Origin of the sequence: Roseibium alexandrii DFL-11 (genome assembly GCF_000158095.2) — a bacterium.
GTDB classification, from domain to species: Bacteria; Pseudomonadota; Alphaproteobacteria; order Rhizobiales; family Stappiaceae; genus Roseibium; species Roseibium alexandrii.
This window is the reverse complement of the sequence record NZ_CM011002.1, coordinates 2,680,715-2,698,592: the sequence shown is the minus strand read 5'-3', so window position 1 is coordinate 2,698,592 and position 17,878 is coordinate 2,680,715. Positions and strand designations below refer to the sequence as shown.

Here is a 17,878-nt window from a genome sequence, read left to right as displayed (position 1 = left end):
GGCCATATGATGAAGCATCGAGCCCAAAACATGGGATCTTGTCAAACCCGATGAAACAAGATGTCGAAAACAACGCTGCCATGACGAGCCAAGCGGCATCAGAGTTTGAATGCCGGTTTGAGAGCGTAATCCCGCTCGCGCGGCTTGATGCGTTCAAGCTGGTTGTCGACCATCCGGAGCTTTGGTGGTGCCCGCCCTTGAGCGAGGCTCACAGCGGCGGTCTTGATGTCCGCATAGAACCCTTTGCTGGCGGCGCCTGTTACCAGATCGACGAAAAGGGGCAGCGGTGCATTTGGGGTACTGTTCTTTCTATAGAAGAACCGCTCTACATTCGGATTTCTTGGCAAGTGGCGCAGGATGGCAGTTTGATTGCCGATCCGGCTGCAGCAAGCCGGGTCATGCTCAATTTTCGCGAAGCCGGAGAGGTGACGCGGGTTGAGGTCGTACACAACAAGTTTCTGCGGCATGGCGAGGCGGGCGGCGAATATATGCAGCTCATGATGCAATCGAGCGGCTGGCCACGAATTTTGAAGAACCTTGTTGAGGCGGCAAAAACGCTTAAGCGGAAATGAAGCGCCTGCGTCAGGAAGCCGCCATTCTGTCGTTTAGCTGACATGCATTCTGTGCTAGGCGGAGTGCAAGTTTCCTGCCTTCACACTTTAACCTGTAAGGTGAGGTGTCGAAATAACCATAACTGGCGGACACTCAGAGTTCGTTTCAAACCCGCAAGCCCATGACCGTGTCTCAACCGCCTTTTGAAGACAGCCCTCAGATTTCGCCTGCGGAAACACCAAGACGCCGCTTGAGGGATGCGCGGTGGGCGCTCTTGGCCAGCGCGGTCATTCTGACTGGCCTCGTGGTTGTATATGAAATCCCGGTTTGGGTAGGGTTACTCTGTTTTACCGCCACCTTGGCAGCGACGCTCTCAATTCCCCGCAACTCCGCCAGCCGCCGGCTGAAGATCAATGCGCAGCGCAGAATGCGGCGCATGTGGCCCGGAACGGACATGAAGGTCACGGTCGATGCTTTGCCAACGCCGTGCTTCGTCGCAGATGCTCGTGGCATCACTCGGTATGTAAACGCACGGGCGATGGAGATTTATCCCGGCGCTAAACCGGGAGATCCGCTGTCGTTCTCCTTGCGGGCTCCATCGCTTTTGGAGGCGTTTGATCGCGCCTGTTCAAACGGCACTGCAGAGCGCATCAATTGGATCGAGAAGGTTCCAACAGAAACCTGGCTTGAGGCCTACATCGCACCCATTCACGAGCCGGGTCCTCAGGAAGGACAGACGAGCAGCCGCAAGCCGGCATTTGTTCTTGTCGTGGTCCAGGACCAGACGGAGAACCGCCGACTTGAGCGCATGCGGACCGACTTTGTGGCCAATGCGAGCCATGAGCTGCGCACACCACTCGCATCGCTGACCGGTTTTGTCGAGACCTTGCAAGGCCCGGCCCGTGATGATTCTGAAGCACGTGACCGGTTCCTGTCGATCATGCTGGATCAGGCCGGGCGGATGCGCCGGTTGATCGACGATATTCTATCGTTATCCCGGATTGAGCTGCGTGCGCATGTCCGTCCGCAAACTTCAGTTGATCTTTGCGAAATCGTCCGGCACACAAATGACGCTCTTGGGCCTTTGGCGCGCGACATGAAAATGACGATACGGCTTGATCTCCCCGAGACGCCGGTGATGATTTCGGGTGACCGGGACGAACTGATTCAGGTGACTGAAAACCTGGTCGAGAATGCGCTCAAATACGGCAGCACCGGCGAAGTTGTCGATGTCAGTTTGACCTCTAAACAGATGGGCGAGGGCGAGATCGCGTGGGAACTTGCCGTGCGCGACTACGGAGAAGGGATTGCTCCGGAACACTTGCCGCGCCTTACAGAACGGTTCTACCGCGTTGATGTTGATTCCAGCCGGGCCATGAAAGGCACGGGACTGGGTCTTGCGATCGTCAAGCACATCCTGACCCGTCATCGCGCTCGGCTCGATGTCGAGAGCGCGCCGGGCAAGGGCGCCACGTTCAAGGTGATCATTTCCGGCTAGTGTCTGTTTCCGGGCCGAGCAACCGCGACTTATCCGGTTGCTGGATCGAAAGTCTTCATTGTCAGAATGACTTACGGGGCGAGTTCGCTGGCTAATCACGCGAACCGTGCTGGGACGTGTTCTGCTACCTAAAGAAGCAGGCTCGAGGTGAGGGGACCTGAGAGCTTCTCTACTGCGTATCAGTCACTCCATGGATTATGTGTCAATTGGAAGCGCTGGATGACACAAAGAAATGTAGAATTGTAAAATTAATCAATAAATACAGAATCTTATAATGTCATAAAACTGAAAAAAATCTGTCATAGAACTCTCATCCATCGGGCCTAGGTTCCGGGCAGCGCTTGGGCGAAATCGCGTCCAGCGTGGATTTGCAAACCTTGACATTCAAAGGGAGTGGTCAAGTGAAATTTACGACCCTCGTTAGCGCAACTGCTCTTGCCGTTGCTTCCACTGCATTCGTTGGCGCCGCTCAGGCTCGCGACCAGGTTCAGGTTGCCGGTTCTTCAACCGTTCTTCCTTACGCTTCTATCGTCGCTGAAGTTTTCGGTGAAAACACCGACTTCCCGACACCTGTTGTTGAGTCCGGCGGTTCTTCTGCTGGCCTGAAGCGCTTCTGTGAAGGTGTTGGCGAAAACACCATCGACGTTGCAAACGCGTCCCGTAAAATTCGCGAAAAAGAGATCAAGGCTTGCGCAGAAAATGGCGTAACCGACATCATGGAAGTTCGCATTGGCTATGACGGGATTGTTTTCGCATCCCAAAAAGACGGCCCGGCTTTCACCGCTTTCACACCGGTTCAGTGGCACAACGCCCTGGCTCCTAAGGTCCTGGTTGATGGCGCTATCGTCGACAACCCGTACACAAAGTGGTCCGAAGTTGACGCTTCCCTGCCGGACGTTGAGATCGCTGCTTTCATCCCGGGCACCAAGCACGGCACCCGTGAAGTCTTCGAAGAGAAAGTTCTCCTCATCGGCTGTGAAGAGTCCGGCGCCATGAAGGCGATGATGGACGGTGGCATGTCGGAAGACGACGCTGAAGACGCATGTCTTGCAGTTCGGACAGACGGCAAGTCCGTTGACATCGACGGTGACTACACCGAGACCCTGGCTCGCATCGACTCCAACCCGAACGGCGTTGGTGTTTTCGGTCTGGCGTTCTACGAGAACAACACCGACAAGCTGAAAGTTGCGACCATGTCTGACATCGCACCTTCCACAGAGACCATCTCGACTGGTGAGTATCCGGTTTCCCGCCCGCTGTTCTTCTACGTCAAGAAAGCACACATCGGCGTTATCCCGGGCCTGAAAGAGTACGCTCAGTTCTTCGTAGCTGACGAAATCGCTGGCCCGCAAGGCCCGCTGGCTCAGTACGGCCTGGTTTCCGATCCGGAGCTGGCTGCTACTCAGGCTTCCATCGAAGCTGAAGACACCATGAAGTAATCGAACCTTCTGGTTCGAATTTAAGGGGCGGCATATTCCGCCGCCCCTTTCTCCTTTTTGGAAATTTCATATAAAATCCGGGGAAGCAGATGCCTGTGATCTGGCTCATCTTGATCGTACTCGCCATTGCTGTGGTGGGTTACGTACTCGGACGTGGTCGAGCTTTGGCGAGCGCAGGGGGCGAGCAGATAAAGCTCCATTCGCTTCCTTCGTACTACGGCTCAAACGTCGCAATGAAGGTGGTGGTTCCTGCCTTCCTCATCTTGGTCTTGTGGCTGCTGGCGCAGCCCCTTATCGTCAACAACAGTATTTCCGGCCTGATCCCGGACAGCGAGATTGCCGAGGGATCGTCCCGTGGCCTTGTACTTGCTGAAGTCCGTCGTGCAGCCCGTGGTCTGGACAATGCGGTGGCCTCCGGTCTGATAACCGAAGACTTCGCCCGCAATGCGCGTGCCGACTTCAATGATGTCACGGCGCGGCTGAAAGAGGCGGGTCAGGTTGTCACCTCTCAGATAACGCAGCCGATCCTCCGGGCCGCGCAGGAATACCGGATCCAAAACGCCACCGGCAATTTAATGATGACGATTGCGGTCATCCTGGCCGCGATGGCGGGTGCAGCGTGGGGTTTAGCGGAATCAAAAGCCGATTTCCGCGCCAGGAACACGGTTGAACAAGGCGTCAAGGCGCTGCTGATAGCAGCAGCATCGATCGCGATTTTGACTACGATCGGGATTGTTTTCTCGCTTGTGTTCAACACGATTGAATTCTTCAGGCTGTACCCAGCTTTTGATTTCTTCTTCGGTTTAACTTGGTCGCCGACCTTTTCCGGTCGGGGCGGCAATTCTCAACTCGGGATCATCCCGCTGTTGTGGGGCACATTCTACATCTCGTTTGTGGCTCTCGCGGTCGCTGTACCTATTGGATTGTTTGCCGCGGTTTATCTCTCCGAGTACGCGGGTCCAAATGTCCGGGCCGTTGCCAAGCCGCTTCTTGAAATCCTCGCGGGTATTCCGACCATCGTTTACGGGCTCTTCGCTCTCTTGACGGTCGGCCCGCTTCTGGTGTCGATTTTCGGTCCGGACGGGGTCGGGATCATGCAGGCCGGAACGGCAGTCATGACTGCGGGATTGGTCATGGGCATCATGCTCATCCCGTTTGTGAGTTCGTTGTCGGATGACATCATCAACGCAGTACCGCAGGCAATGCGCGATGGGTCTTACGGGTTGGGAGCAACCAAGTCCGAAACGGTGAAACAGGTTATTTTGCCTGCCGCTCTTCCGGGCATCGTCGGTGCGATCTTGCTCGCAGCGTCCCGGGCCATCGGCGAGACAATGATCGTGGTGCTTGGTGCCGGTGCTGCTGCGCGTCTCAGCCTCAACCCATTCGATGCCATGACGACCGTGACGGCCAAAATCGTCAGCCAGCTAACGGGCGATGCCGACTTTGCCTCACCGGTGGCTCTGGTGGCCTTTGCGCTGGGTATGACGCTCTTTGTGGTGACGCTCGGTTTGAACATTGTCGCGCTCTACATCGTGCGCAAATACCGGGAGCAGTATGACTGATGACCGACGCAACTCTCTCTCCAGATGGTGCCAAAGCACCTGAAAAAACGACCACTCAGCCGCGTTCGCTGTATGCGACGGATGACCTGACCAAAAAGCGCAACGCGTCCGAGAAGCGCTTCCAAGCCTACGGTATCACCGCAATCCTGATCGGGTTGGTCTTCCTGGTGGTCATGGCATATTCGATCATCAGTGAAGGTATACCGGCTTTCACCCGTACAGTCCTGACAGTCGAATTCACGGTTACGCAGGAACAGTTTGACGATGCTGAAAGCCAGCTCTTCAAAACGCGTGCCTATGAGGCTGTCTTCACCGAGGCCATGAGCTCGCAGTTCCAGCAAAAAAACATCCAGGTACCGTTCGACATCGCCGCAATTGAGCGGATCGTCGGTAAGCCGGGAAGCACAATTCGCGAGTTCTACCGGGCAAATCCAGACCAACTGGGTCAGCCGGTTGTCTTCGAATTGGCTGCCTCATCCCGGGTTGATGGGTACATGAACGGTCGCCTGACCCGGGACAACATTACCGACAGCCGCTTTCTCATGAAATCGGATCTGGACCTGGTTGATGTATTGGTCGAAAGCGGAATTATCGAGACAGTTTTCAACTGGCCGTTCATCACAGGAGCAGATTCCGGTGTGGACAACCCGGGCGGGGCCGGGATCGGAGCATCCGTTGTCGGCTCGTTCTTCATGATGCTGGTGGTGTTGTTCCTGTCCCTGCCGATTGGGGTGGCAGCATCCATATACCTTGAGGAGTTTGCTCCTCAGAACAGGATTACCGACTTGATCGAGGTGAACATCTCGAACCTTGCAGCAGTGCCTTCCATCGTGTTCGGTATTTTGGGTCTCGCAGTGTTCATCCAGTTCATGCACTTGCCGCAATCGGCTCCGATTGTTGGCGGACTGGTGCTGACCCTGATGACCCTCCCGACAATCATCATTTCGACGCGGGCCTCTCTCAAGGCGGTGCCGCCAAGCATTCGTGATGCTGCGCTTGGTGTTGGGGCATCAAAAATGCAGTCCGTGTTCCACCACGTGTTGCCATTGGCGATGCCCGGGATCTTGACCGGGACGATCATCGGTTTGGCCCAGGCGCTCGGTGAAACGGCCCCGCTGCTGCTTATCGGGATGGTCGGCTTTGTTGCCCGTGGATATCCGGACGGCTTTGTATCCGGGTTCATGGACCCAAATTCGGCAATGCCCGCGCAGATTTATACCTGGGCCGCCCGTTCAGACTTCGCGTTCTACGAGAAAGCCTGGGGTGGCATCATCGTCCTGCTGGTGTTCCTTCTGACTATGAACATTATCGCCATTATCCTGCGCCGCAGGTTTGAGCGTCGCTGGTAAGGAGGCCTACCCATGAATGACATGCCGAAAATTGAACAGGCGACAGATATGACCGACAGCAAGATTTCAGCCAACAAAGTGCAGGTCTATTACGGTGATACGCACGCGATCAAGGACGTGGACATTGAAATCCAGCCACGTTCCGTCACGGCCTTTATCGGGCCGTCCGGATGTGGCAAGTCCACATTCCTGCGCACCATCAACCGTATGAACGACACCATCGATATCTGCCGGGTCGAAGGCTCGATCAAGATCGATGGAGAAGACATCTACGACCCGAAGGTCGATCCGGTGCAATTGCGCGCCAAGGTCGGGATGGTTTTCCAGAAGCCCAACCCCTTTCCGAAGTCGATCTACGACAACGTTGCCTACGGGCCGCGTATTCACGGTTTGGCCCGGAACCGGGCCGAGCTTGATGACATCGTGGCCTCCAGCCTGCAAAAGGCGGGTCTTTGGGAAGAAGCCAAGGATCGTCTCGACGAGCCAGGCACCGGCATGTCCGGTGGTCAGCAGCAGCGCCTGTGTATCGCACGCGCGATTGCCGTCAGCCCGGAAGTGATCCTGATGGATGAGCCGTGTTCTGCACTCGATCCGATTGCAACCGCAAAGGTTGAAGAACTGATCGACGAGCTGCGTGAGAACTATACGATCGTGATCGTAACGCACTCCATGCAGCAGGCCGCCCGCGTGTCTCAGCGCACCGCATTCTTCCACTTAGGGATTCTGGTTGAAGAAGGTCCGACACAGGATATCTTCACCAACCCGGTGGACAAGCGTACGCAGGATTACATTACCGGCCGCTTCGGTTAACCGGATCGCACATTTTTCGAAGGGACACAGGATGTCTGAACATACAGTCACGGCTTATGATGACGAATTGAACGTCATGGCCGGCCGGATCGCTGAAATGGGCGGTCTTGCAGAAAAAGCTTTTGCTGAAGCCGTGTCGGCTTTGGTGTCCGGCGATACGGAACTTGCCCGCCAAGTCATTGACCAGGATCGCCGCCTCGATGCACTTCACCAAGAAGTTGAAGAGAGCCTGATTGCAATGATCGTGCGCCGTCAGCCGATGGGCCAGGATCTACGCGAAATCACAGCAGCCAGCCGGATCGCCAACGATCTGGAGCGTGTTGGTGATCTTGCAAAGAATGTTGCGAAGCGGGCAATCGCCATCGATAACGACATTCAAAACAAGAAGCTGGCAATCGGCGTGGAGCACATGACCGAGTTGGCCCTTGGTCAGTTAAAGAAGGTTCTCGATGCCTACACCGGGCGTAACGCTGAAGCGGCGCGCCAGGTTCAAGACGCAGATGCCGAAGTCGATGCAATATACACATCGCTGTTCCGGGAACTTCTGACGTACATGATGGAAGACCCGCGGGTGATCACCTCCTGCGTCCATCTGCTGTTCTGCGCAAAGAACATCGAGCGGATCGGCGATCATGCAACCAACATTGCCGAAAACGTCTTCTTCATGGTGACGGGCGAGCGCCTTCCGGAAGACCGTAACAAGGTTGATGAAACCGGCGCTGTGTGAGTTGCCAGGCCCAGCCTGAACGGCTGTGAAGCAGGAACTGTAGGCTGGCGCTTCGGTGCCGGCTGAGGGAATTGGAGCGAGAATTCATGCCGAAGGTCCTCATCGTCGAAGACGAAGAACCGTTGAGCCTTCTGTTGCGGTACAATCTGGAAGCTGAAGGATACGCCGTTGAGACGTGTGTCCGCGGTGATGAGGCGGAAATCCGCCTCCGGGAAACCCAGCCGGACCTTCTGTTGCTGGACTGGATGTTGCCCGGTTTGTCGGGCATCGAGCTGTGCCGGCGCCTGCGGGCACGCGAGGACACCGAGCGTTTGCCGGTCATCATGCTGACGGCGCGCGGCGAGGAAGCCGAGCGCATCAGAGGCTTGTCGACCGGAGCGGACGACTATGTTGTCAAGCCATTCTCTGTGCCGGAGCTGATGGCTCGTGTCCGCGCGATCCTGCGGCGGGCGAGCCCGGAGGTGGTGTCCACGATGCTGCGCTCCGGCGACATCGAACTTGATCGGGAAACACACCGCGTCCGGCGCAGCACCAAGGAAATCCATTTGGGGCCGACGGAGTTTCGCCTTCTGGAATTCCTGATGACCGCGCCAGGCCGGGTCTTTTCTCGCGAACAACTGCTGGATGGCGTTTGGGGGCACGACGTGTATGTGGACGAGCGCACGGTCGATGTTCACGTGGGACGCTTGCGCAAGGCGCTGAACAAGGGCAAGGCGAAGGATCCAATCCGCACGGTGCGCGGGGCTGGTTATGCCTTCAACGACCAATTTACGGCAGCCTGATCGAGACTACCAAGACAAACAAAAAAGCCCGCCAAATCGGCGGGCTTTTTCTTGGGTATTTCGAGATCAGGATGCCTGGGCAACACTGGTCTTGTTGTTGGCGCTCCGGCGGCGGTCTGCGACCGGCTGATAAGCAATCTTGCAGTGGTATGGACAGTAGGGCACACCGGCTTCGGAAACTTGACCGCAGAAGTAGAAGTCATCTGTCGCCGGATCGCCGATCGGCCACTTACAGGTGCGCTCGGTTAGCGTAAGGATCGTTGCCCGCTTGGACATCGGGACCACATCTGCGATCGGTTCTGCAACGGGTTGAACTTCTGCGACCGGAGCCGGGGTTGGCTCCATCTTCAACGCTGCGGAGCCTTGGGTCTGCGGCTGTGTTTGTGGACGTTTCGGTGCTGATTGAGACGCCGGGCTGGCTGTTGTGCGCGGGCGACGCGGTTTCGCGCTTGAGGAAGAAGACTTCGCGCGCCCGGAAAGACCGAGCCGGTGCACCTTGCCAATCACAGCATTCCGGGTAACGCCGCCAAGCTCACCCGCGATCTGGCTTGCACTCAAACCATCACCCCAGAGCTTCTTCAAAAGCTCAACCCGTTCGTTCGTCCAACTCATTGCCGCACCCCTTGCCAAGGCCAGTGACTGGCCAGAATCTCGTTAATGGACATGCAAGCGCAAGCCCATTATGGCATATCTTGTGCCTCTATTTGATACACCGCACGAGATGTCGTGTCTGATTAGCTAAAGGTTACAATAACGTTAATTTATGAAGCAACCGTCAGGCTGCAGTGAGTTGGGGATGAACGGACTTTTCCCCAACAGATGCGAGGTCATTGAGACTTTTACATAAAACAGCCCGAACCCCGGCAACGGCCATTTCCATTGACAGGCGGGGACCTCGGCAGTGTATAAGGATCTTGCAACGTGCCGCCGCTTTGGCGGCACATTGCGTTTTTGGCCTGTTTAAAGGCGATGCCCTGGAGTTCCGACGGTCCGATACCAGCGGGGCTTCCGGTGGCCAGAGGAGACTAAAGAGGTATGTCTGCGTCCGCGCTTTTTGGAAACTACGCAAGATCGAACCTGTCATTCGATCACGGGGAAGGTGTCTGGCTTGTTACGAGTGATGGCCGACGATTTCTCGATTGCGGGTCCGGGATCGCGGTAAACTCGCTCGGACATGCTCATCCGCATCTGGTTCAGGCACTTCAGGATCAGGCGGCCAAGCTCTGGCATATTTCCAATCTGCACCAGATGCCGGACGGCGCGCGGCTTGCGCAGCGCCTCACCGATGCAACATTTGCAGACAAGGTTCTGTTCGTGAATTCCGGCGCTGAGGCCATGGAAGCGGCGATCAAGTGCGCCCGCCGCTATCACTATGACCGCAATGATCCGGACCGGTATCAAATCGTGACCTTTGAAGGCGCGTTTCATGGCCGGACGCTCGGCACGATTGCAGCGGGTGGCCAGGCGAAATATCTGGAGGGTTTCGGACCGAAAGCTCCGGGCTTCGATCAGGTGCCCAGCGGGGACTTGGACGCCTTGAAGGCCATGGTCGGTCCGCAAACCGCAGCGATCGCGATCGAACCCATCCAAGGAGAGGGCGGCATTCGGGAAGTCGACTACGAATTCCTGCGTGCCCTGCGTAAGCTTTGTGATGAAACCGGAGCCCTGCTGATCTTTGACGAAATCCAGACTGGTGTCGGCCGGACCGGAAAAATGTTCGCGCATCAGTGGACTGGCGTTGATCCGGATCTGATGGCCGTTGCCAAGGGCATCGGCAGTGGGTTCCCGATGGGCGCCTGTCTTGCGACTGAAGAGGTTGCATCCGCGCTGGCACCTGGAACCCACGGCACGACATTCGGTGGCAATCCGCTCGCCATGGCTGTTGGCAATGCGGTTCTGGACGTCATCCTTGCAGATGGCTTTCTGGAAGAGGTTCAAAAGAAGGGCCTCTCCTTTAAGCAAAAGCTTTCCGGTTTGGTCGATAGCCACCCGAAGGTGTTTGAGGCTGTCCGGGGCAATGGCCTGATGCTCGGCATCAAGTGCACGGCGCCGGTTGGAGACTATGTCGCCGCCGCGCGCGAAGCGGGCATTCTTGCGGTCCCGGCCGGTGACAACGTTGTCCGCATCCTACCGCCGCTGACCATCTCGGAAGACGAGATCGCCGATGCCCTTGATCGGCTGGAACAGGCCGCCGTTGCTGTTGAAGAAAAGTTGTTGGAAGGAGCGGCCGAATGACCGCCAACGGAGCGTACAAAAACTTTCTGGATTTGACCCAGTTTGAAGGTGACGATCTGCGCGCTATTCTGGAAACCGGTAAGAAGATCAAGGCGACCCGGGATGGTGTTCGCCGGGGCGAAGGCCCGCTGGCGGGCAAAGTGCTGGCCATGATTTTCGAACAACCATCGACGCGGACCCGCATTTCCTTTGATGTTGGAATGCGCGAACTCGGTGGCGAGACATTGATGCTGACCGGTGCGGAAATGCAGTTGGGCCGGGGTGAAACCATCGCCGACACAGCGAAGGTGCTGTCCCGGTTCGTCGACGGCGTCATGATACGGATCCTGGACCACGAAGCCCTCAATGAGCTTGCGGAAAACGCAACGATTCCAGTGATCAATGGCCTGACCAAGATCTCGCATCCGTGCCAGATCATGGCAGACATCATGACTTTCGAAGAGCATCGCGGCGGTATCTCCGGGCGCAGCATCGCCTGGACCGGCGACAGCAACAATGTTCTGGCGTCTTGGGTTCACGCTGCACCGCGTCTGGATTTCGAGCTGCGCATCGCAACCCCGGCCGAACTGGCTCCACCTCAGGATCTGATTGAGACCGCCCGTGCCAAGGGTGGTTCCATTCTGGTTACCGACGACCCATATGAGGCTGTCAAAGGGACCGACTGTGTCGTCACCGATTGCTGGGTGTCGATGGGCGACGACGATGCTGAAAGCCGTCACAATCTGCTGAGTGCATATCAGGTGAACGAACGCCTAATGGCGGAGGCAAATGGTGATGCACTGTTTATGCATTGCCTTCCGGCACACCGCGGCGAAGAAGTCACCAACGAGGTCATGGACGGCCCCAACTCTGTCGTGTTTGACGAAGCCGAAAACCGGCTCCATGCTCAAAAGGGCATTTTGGCCTGGTGTTTCGGCGCAGCTTAAGGCGTAGCCAAAGTGGCACTGAACTTGGAAGAACTGGGCATCAAGCCCGTAGGGCTGGACGCTGTCCGGCCCTTTGCCGTGGAAGGGCTGGATGTCCGCGGGCGCAGTGTTGCGCTCGGCCCCATCCTTCAGAAAATTCTTGGACGTCATGATTATCCAGAGCCGGTCTCCCGGCTGCTGGCAGAAGCGATCGTCCTCACAAGCCTGCTCGGGACATCTTTGAAGTTTGACGGGCGATTTACGCTCCAGACCCAGACCCAGGGTCCGGTATCTATGCTGGTGGTCGATTTTGAAACTCCGGACGCGATCCGTGCATGCGCCACATTTGATGCAGAGCGTGTCGTAGGATTGATCGATGCCGGTACTGCGACACCTGAGGCGTTACTTGGACATGGACATCTGGCGATGACCATCGACCAGGGCAAGCATATGCAGCGCTACCAGGGCTTGGTCGAGCTGAACGGTATCTCATTGGAAGAAGTCGCGCGCCGATACTTCGAGCGGTCTGAGCAGATCCCCACCGAAGTCCGTCTGGCTGTTGGAGAACTCTACACCCGTCAGGACGGGGATGCTCCGGTCAAATCATGGACCGGCGGTGGCTTGCTTATCCAGTTTCTGCCGGAGGCGCCGGAACGGATGCGCCAGGCGGACATTGATCCGGGAGACGCGCCGGAAGGGGCCGTGCGTCACTTTATTGATGAAGACGATGCCTGGGTCGAGGCCAAGGCACTTGTCGATACGGTCAAGGACGTGGAACTGACGGATCCTGAGGTCAGCGTAGAGACGTTGCTCTACCGGCTGTTTCACGAACGCGGTGTCCGGCTTTTCGATGCGCAGCCGATTGCCGACAAATGCCGTTGCTCGCGCGACAAAGTTGCCAACGTTTTGGCAAACTTTAGCGCAGACGAGGTCGAAGCAGTCACGGTCGACGGCAAGATTGTTGTCACTTGCGAATTCTGCAGCACGGCTTACGAATTCGACCGCTGAGAACAATAGCGGGCCGGTTGTAACCGGCCTGCCGACTGTACCAATTGATACATTTGGTTACACGAAATCCTGCCTGAAAGGCGCGTTTCTGCGCTGAAAACCTTGATTTTTTGCGGTGCAAAGTAATCTTATGCCCACGGTTCGCGTATAGTTTAGAGCCGTCGAACTCGCACCTGTGAGAAAGCTTGAGTATGTTGCAGTCCGTTGAACCGGAAACCGGCAAGCCGCCAAGTCCCGAAGTCCTTCCGCCCGCAGGCCGGACACGGACAACGATGGAGCGCACCAAGCTGGTTTTAAAAGCGCTGCTTCAAACGGCTCTGGCGTTCGCCATTCTTTTTGGTGCCTTCAAGGGCATGAACCAGCTCATCGCAACCCGCCCGGATGTGCCAAAGCGGCCCGTTCAGGAAAACAGCTACGCGGTTGAGACGACCACCGTTCAACAAGGCGATTATGCGCCCTTGATCTCCGTTTACGGGCAGACCCAGGCTGGCCGGGAGGTGGATTTGCGCGCCTTGGTTGGCGGCGAGATTGTCGAAGTTCACCCGGACCTTAAGGCAGGCGGCAAAGTCGAGCGCGGCGATACCCTGGTTGTGATTGACAGGTTCGACTACGAAGGGGCTGTGACCGAAGCCCGCGCCAACCTTGCCGAAGCGCAAGCGGCTCTGGTGGAAAACGAGGGCCGGGTCGCGCTGGAAAAGGCCAACCTCATTCGCGCCGGTGAACAGCTTGAGTTTGCACAACGCGATCTGGAACGAGCGGAGGAGCTCATTGGCCGCGGTGCGATCACGGAGCGGACGGTTGATGACCGCAAGCTGATCGTTTCCCAGCGCCAGCAAAGTGTGGAGCGGTCTGAAAACACGCTCGCCCTGGAAGAGGCAAAGGTCATTCAGCAAAATGCGACGGTTGATCGGCTCGAATGGCGCCTTGAAAACGCTCAGCGCCAATTGGAGAACACCGTCCTCACGGCACCATTCGATGCGATCGTGCGCTCTTCGGCGGCAGAGCCGGGACGTCTTATCAGCGTAAATGATGCTATCGTATCACTCTACGACAGCAGCGAATTCGAAGTCCGGCTGACTCTGTCAGACAACCAGTATGGCCGTTTGCTGGCAGACAGCGGTACGGTTGTCGGGCGGCCGGTCGACGTGATCTGGAACCTTGGAGATCAGCCTGTCACTTATCCGGCGACGGTTACGCGAATTGGAGCGGATGTCGTAAGTGACCGGGGCGGCGTTGATCTGATAGCGCGCATTGATGCATCGGGAGCGGCCGTTCCGCTGCGGCCGGGCGCCTTCGTTGAAGTTGCGGTTCCGGACAGAACCTATGCCAACAGCTTCCGCATTCCAGAAACAGCCTACTACGGTCAGGGGACTGTCTATGTCGTTGAAGACAATCGCCTTCAGGCCAGGTCAGTGAACGCACTTGCAATTGATGACGGTTTCATCCTCGTGCGCGGAGACCTGAATTCCGGTGAAACCTTGTTGGTGACGCGTATCCCGGAAGCTGGCGAAGGACTTCTGGTCAGCGATGTGAACGCTGAGCAACCGGCGGCGAACGTAGCTGCTGAGCCTGCAGATCAATCTGCTGCCGTTGCGCAGTAAAGGGGGACGACATGGCACGCCCTATCGAACCCCGCGGCATCATGGAAGTTCTGGTCCGGCACCCGAATGCAGCCAACCTGATCATGGCGATCATGGTCCTGTTTGGCGCATACGGCCTTGCGAAGCTGAACACGCAATTCTTTCCAACGGTCAAGATCGACAGCATCTCCGTTTCGGTTGCCTGGCCGGGAGCCAGTGCGGAGGACGTGTCGTCCAATATTCTTGAAGTCATCGAGCCCGAACTCCGGTTTATTGATGGCATGAAGGAATTGACGTCCTACGGCCGTGAAGGCAGCGCCTCGGTGCGGATGGAGTTCTTCGAAGGCACAGACATGCAAAAGGCTCTGTCGGATGTCGAGCAGGCCGTCTCCGCTGTCACGACGCTTCCCGTGGATTCCGAAACGCCTGTCGTATCGGCGGCAAGCTTTACAGACGGCGTGGCAACGCTCGCTCTTCGCGGTCCATTCCCGGAGCAGGCGCTGAAAGTCTTTGCGCGGCAGATGCGCGATGACCTGCTCGCCCGTGGCATCGACAAGGTTGAGCTCAAGGGGTACCGGTCGCCGGAGTATCTCGTTGAAATACCGGAACGCGAACTCCGCCGCCTGGACCTGACCGTCTCGGATGTGTCTACCCAGATTGCCGGAAACACAGTTGATTTGCCTGCCGGCAATCTCGACGGAGGTGTTGAACGGCAGATCAGGGCCTTGTCTGAGGACCGGTCTCCGGAGGCTGTTGGCCGCGTTGAGGTGAAGTCCTTTGCGTCGGGCGAAAAGACCAAAGTTGAGGATATCGGCACGGTCGTCCGGGATTTTGACGAAAGCGAAAACCAGGGTTTTTCTCAAGGTGCGCGCGCAATTGAACTCGACATTCTTCGAGCCGAGACCACCGACACTTTGAAGGCGGCACAGATCGTCGATGACTATTTGGCAGAAATCACGCCTCAGCTGCCGCAGTCACTGGAAGTCCTGAAATACGATGTCCGCGCCGATGCCGTGAAGGGCCGCATCAACCTGCTGGTCGAAAACGGGCTGACTGGTCTCGTGCTTGTGGTCGGGATTTTGTTCTTGTTCCTCAACGCACGGATCGCGCTTTGGGTCGCAGCTGGCATTCCGGTCGCCATGATGGCAACGCTCGGGATAATGTGGCTGATGGGCGAGAGCATCAACATGATCTCCATGTTCGCCCTCATCATGATGCTTGGTGTGATTGTTGATGATGCGATTGTGGTCGGTGAGCATACAGCGACCCGGCAAGCCATGGGTGACAGTCCTGAAGACGCGGCTGTCAACGGGGCAACCACGATGCTGGCGCCGATCTTTGCCGCAAGCCTGACGACCATTGCGGCCTTTGTGCCGATCCTCCTGATCAGTGATGTGCTCGGTCAAATCATGGGAACGCTGCCCGTCGTTGTGGTCGCTGTTGTCATCGCATCCTTGATCGAATGTTTCATGATCCTTCCGGGCCATCTGTCGCATGCCCTCGGCAGCCGGCCGCGCTGGAACTGGTGGCGCGTCGTTCTTCTTGCGGGTGCGCCGGCGCTGTTCCTGAGCGCGCTGGTCAACCAGCCGGACATGTCCGTTCCCCCATTCCTGGATGTGATCGATGATCCCTTACGCGCCCTTAAAGACACAGTCGGTTTGGTTGCGTTCGAGGCGATTGTTGTCGCGGTCTGTTTCACGCTGGCGGTAGGATTTGAAGCGTTTCTGAGTGTCATGCGCCGATCACGGGCCGGGTCCCGCCGCAGCGGTCAGCCAAGCTGGTTCCGCCGCGGGTTTGACGCTGGCTTCAACTGGGTCCGCGATTATCCCTTCCATGCCTTTGTGAAAGTCGCTGTGAACTGGCGGTATGTGACCTTCGCGGTGGCGGTCGCGGCCATGGTGCTGGCTGTCGGGCTGGTCCGTGGCGGCCGGGTGGGCTTCACATTCTTCCCGTCTCCAGAAGCTGAGAACCTGACCGCCTCAATCTTTTTCCATGCGGGCATACCGGAAGTTCAGGCGGTCGCCGGGATTATCAGAATTGAGGACGCCCTTAAAGAAGCGGAAGCGGAGCTCTCCGGCGGTGTTGGATCGAGCCTTGTCGTTGCGACTTATGCAACGCTCGGTGTTGCGGGCAACAACCGTGGGGACAATGTCGCAAACATCACGGTGCAGCTCAGCCGGTCCGAGGAGCGACTTGTCAGGACACCGGCCATTGTGAATGCATGGCGGGCTGCTGTTCCTGAAATTCCAGGCATCTCGCGCGTTGCGATTGCCGAGCGCCGCGGCGGTCCTCCAGGACGGGATCTGGATATCCGGCTGACCGGCGCATCGCTTCAGGATCTGAAGGCAGCGGCACGGGAGCTGCAGCAGGAACTGTCTGCGTTCCCGGGAACCAGCGGAGTTGAAGATGATTTGCCCTATGGCAAGCCGGAGTTGCTGGTTGAGCTGACACCGCGGGGCCGGGCGCTCGGTTTCACGGTGGAAAGTGCAGCCCGGCAAATTCGCAATGCATTCGAAGGCAATATCGCCCGGAGGTTTGCCGAAGGCGATGAAGAGGTGACCGTTCGGGTTCGCCAGCAGATCGATGTTGACGGTACGGCCGCCCTGCGGCAGCTGTCCTTGCGAACAACGGGCGGTGAATTCGTACCGCTCACAGAAGTCGTCAACCTGACCGATGCGCAAGGCTTTTCGGTGATCTTGCGCCGGGACGGCAAGACGGTTGTCTCCGTGGTCGCCGACATCGACAGCACAGTGACGTCAAACAACCAGATCATTGCTGAGCTTCAGGAAGCCTTCCTGCCCAAACTCGCCAGAACCTATGGTCTGGAGTATTCGTTTGCGGGCAGGGCAGAGGAGCAGGCGAATGCGTTCTCCGAACTCCTGACCGGTGTTCTCATGGCAATTGCCGGGATCTATATAATCCTTGCTGCGATCTTCGGCAGTTATTCCCGGCCTCTTGTTGTGATGTCGATCATTCCGTTTGGCATCGTCGGTGCAATTGTCGGCCACTACCTGATGGGCTTTAAGCTCACGATTCTCAGCATGATCGGCTTGCTGGGACTTGCCGGGATTCTGGTCAACAACTCGATCATTTTGGTCGCTCGTTTTGAGGAACGGCGCAAGAGTGGTGAGGACCTGGATTCAGCTGCTATCAGTTCAAGTTGCGACCGTCTGCGGGCCGTATTGCTGACCTCGATGACCACCATCGGCGGGTTGTTGCCGCTGATGTTTGAGACCAGCCTACAGGCGCAGTTCCTGCTGCCGATGGCCATCACGATCGTTTTCGGGCTGGCAACCGCAACTGCATTGGTTCTGGTGCTGGTTCCCGCACTCTTGAAAATCGGCGACGATATCGCCGGTCTTGTCCAGCTGCGCCAGAGGCTTGTGCCACCATCAGATGGGACCGGACGAGGATTGACGCCCGCCGAGTAG

General features: G+C 57.3%; 14 protein-coding genes. 13 read left to right on the top strand and 1 reads right to left on the bottom strand.

What is annotated here, in order from left to right; genetic code table 11:
* Positions 1–50: 50 nt before the first annotated feature.
* From SADFL11_RS12465 to phoB, 8 genes are all read left to right on the top strand, one after another.
* Entirely contained in the window at positions 51–572 is a 522-nt protein-coding gene (locus SADFL11_RS12465) for an SRPBCC family protein (protein ID WP_008191763.1), read from the top strand.
* A gap of 161 nt (positions 573–733) precedes the next feature.
* Positions 734–2,050 carry an ATP-binding protein gene (locus tag SADFL11_RS12460; RefSeq protein WP_008194179.1) on the top strand — a complete coding sequence of 439 codons (1,317 nt, stop codon included), beginning with the start codon at positions 734–736 and terminating at the stop codon, positions 2,048–2,050.
* Positions 2,051–2,451: 401 nt separating this feature from the next.
* On the top strand, positions 2,452–3,489 hold the full coding sequence (locus SADFL11_RS12455; RefSeq protein ID WP_040452964.1) for a substrate-binding domain-containing protein: 1,038 nt from the start codon (positions 2,452–2,454) through the stop codon (positions 3,487–3,489).
* 89 nt (positions 3,490–3,578) lie between these two features.
* Positions 3,579–5,051: a phosphate ABC transporter permease subunit PstC gene (gene pstC / locus SADFL11_RS12450; protein WP_040451609.1), complete on the top strand. Its 1,473-nt coding sequence runs from the start codon at positions 3,579–3,581 to the stop codon at positions 5,049–5,051.
* On the top strand, positions 5,051–6,400 hold the full coding sequence (gene pstA, locus SADFL11_RS12445; RefSeq protein ID WP_008195675.1) for a phosphate ABC transporter permease PstA: 1,350 nt from the start codon (positions 5,051–5,053) through the stop codon (positions 6,398–6,400). Before pstC ends, pstA begins: the two co-directional genes overlap by 1 nt.
* A gap of 21 nt (positions 6,401–6,421) precedes the next feature.
* The gene (gene pstB / locus SADFL11_RS12440) at positions 6,422–7,210 is read left to right on the top strand and encodes a phosphate ABC transporter ATP-binding protein PstB (RefSeq protein ID WP_228198287.1); all 789 of its coding nucleotides are present in this window, start codon (positions 6,422–6,424) and stop codon (positions 7,208–7,210) included.
* A gap of 31 nt (positions 7,211–7,241) precedes the next feature.
* Positions 7,242–7,937 carry a phosphate signaling complex protein PhoU gene (gene phoU, locus SADFL11_RS12435; RefSeq protein ID WP_008196366.1) on the top strand — a complete coding sequence of 232 codons (696 nt, stop codon included), beginning with the start codon at positions 7,242–7,244 and terminating at the stop codon, positions 7,935–7,937.
* A gap of 86 nt (positions 7,938–8,023) precedes the next feature.
* Positions 8,024–8,719 carry a phosphate regulon transcriptional regulator PhoB gene (phoB, locus tag SADFL11_RS12430; protein WP_040451610.1) on the top strand — a complete coding sequence of 232 codons (696 nt, stop codon included), beginning with the start codon at positions 8,024–8,026 and terminating at the stop codon, positions 8,717–8,719.
* Between the two features lie 66 nt (positions 8,720–8,785).
* On the opposite strand, the gene SADFL11_RS12425 is transcribed toward phoB, so the two are convergent.
* Positions 8,786–9,331: a GcrA family cell cycle regulator gene (locus tag SADFL11_RS12425; RefSeq protein WP_008192977.1), complete on the bottom strand. Its 546-nt coding sequence runs from the start codon at positions 9,329–9,331 to the stop codon at positions 8,786–8,788.
* A 423-nt stretch (positions 9,332–9,754) separates the two neighbouring features.
* Between SADFL11_RS12425 and SADFL11_RS12420 the strand changes: the two genes are divergently transcribed.
* The 5 genes from SADFL11_RS12420 (at position 9,755) to SADFL11_RS12400 (ending at position 17,878) form a co-directional block, all read left to right on the top strand.
* Positions 9,755–10,954, top strand: a complete 1,200-nt coding sequence (locus SADFL11_RS12420) for an aspartate aminotransferase family protein (protein ID WP_008195439.1) — start codon at positions 9,755–9,757, stop codon at positions 10,952–10,954.
* Entirely contained in the window at positions 10,951–11,880 is a 930-nt protein-coding gene (argF, locus tag SADFL11_RS12415; protein WP_008196528.1) for an ornithine carbamoyltransferase, read from the top strand. Before SADFL11_RS12420 ends, argF begins: the two co-directional genes overlap by 4 nt.
* Before the next feature lie 12 nt (positions 11,881–11,892).
* Positions 11,893–12,867, top strand: a complete 975-nt coding sequence (locus tag SADFL11_RS12410; protein WP_008189620.1) for an Hsp33 family molecular chaperone — start codon at positions 11,893–11,895, stop codon at positions 12,865–12,867.
* Between the two features lie 191 nt (positions 12,868–13,058).
* On the top strand, positions 13,059–14,468 hold the full coding sequence (locus SADFL11_RS12405) for an efflux RND transporter periplasmic adaptor subunit (protein WP_008188868.1): 1,410 nt from the start codon (positions 13,059–13,061) through the stop codon (positions 14,466–14,468).
* Positions 14,469–14,479: 11 nt separating this feature from the next.
* A complete protein-coding gene (locus SADFL11_RS12400; protein ID WP_040451611.1) occupies positions 14,480–17,878 on the top strand; it encodes an efflux RND transporter permease subunit in 3,399 nt (1,132 codons plus the stop codon).

Excerpts from the sequence above, each read along its gene's own strand:
- SADFL11_RS12465 (WP_008191763.1), top strand. The coding sequence starts at position 51 with ATGAAACAAGATGTCGAAAACAACGCTGCCATGACGAGCCAAGCGGCA.
- SADFL11_RS12460 (WP_008194179.1), top strand. The coding sequence starts at position 734 with ATGACCGTGTCTCAACCGCCTTTTGAAGACAGCCCTCAGATTTCGCCT.
- pstC (WP_040451609.1), top strand. The coding sequence starts at position 3,579 with ATGCCTGTGATCTGGCTCATCTTGATCGTACTCGCCATTGCTGTGGTG.
- pstA (WP_008195675.1), top strand. The coding sequence starts at position 5,051 with ATGACCGACGCAACTCTCTCTCCAGATGGTGCCAAAGCACCTGAAAAA.
- pstB (WP_228198287.1), top strand. The coding sequence starts at position 6,422 with ATGCCGAAAATTGAACAGGCGACAGATATGACCGACAGCAAGATTTCA.
- phoU (WP_008196366.1), top strand. The coding sequence starts at position 7,242 with ATGTCTGAACATACAGTCACGGCTTATGATGACGAATTGAACGTCATG.
- phoB (WP_040451610.1), top strand. The coding sequence starts at position 8,024 with ATGCCGAAGGTCCTCATCGTCGAAGACGAAGAACCGTTGAGCCTTCTG.
- SADFL11_RS12425 (WP_008192977.1), bottom strand. The coding sequence starts at position 9,331 with ATGAGTTGGACGAACGAACGGGTTGAGCTTTTGAAGAAGCTCTGGGGT.
- SADFL11_RS12420 (WP_008195439.1), top strand. The coding sequence starts at position 9,755 with ATGTCTGCGTCCGCGCTTTTTGGAAACTACGCAAGATCGAACCTGTCA.
- argF (WP_008196528.1), top strand. The coding sequence starts at position 10,951 with ATGACCGCCAACGGAGCGTACAAAAACTTTCTGGATTTGACCCAGTTT.
- SADFL11_RS12405 (WP_008188868.1), top strand. The coding sequence starts at position 13,059 with ATGTTGCAGTCCGTTGAACCGGAAACCGGCAAGCCGCCAAGTCCCGAA.
- SADFL11_RS12400 (WP_040451611.1), top strand. The coding sequence starts at position 14,480 with ATGGCACGCCCTATCGAACCCCGCGGCATCATGGAAGTTCTGGTCCGG.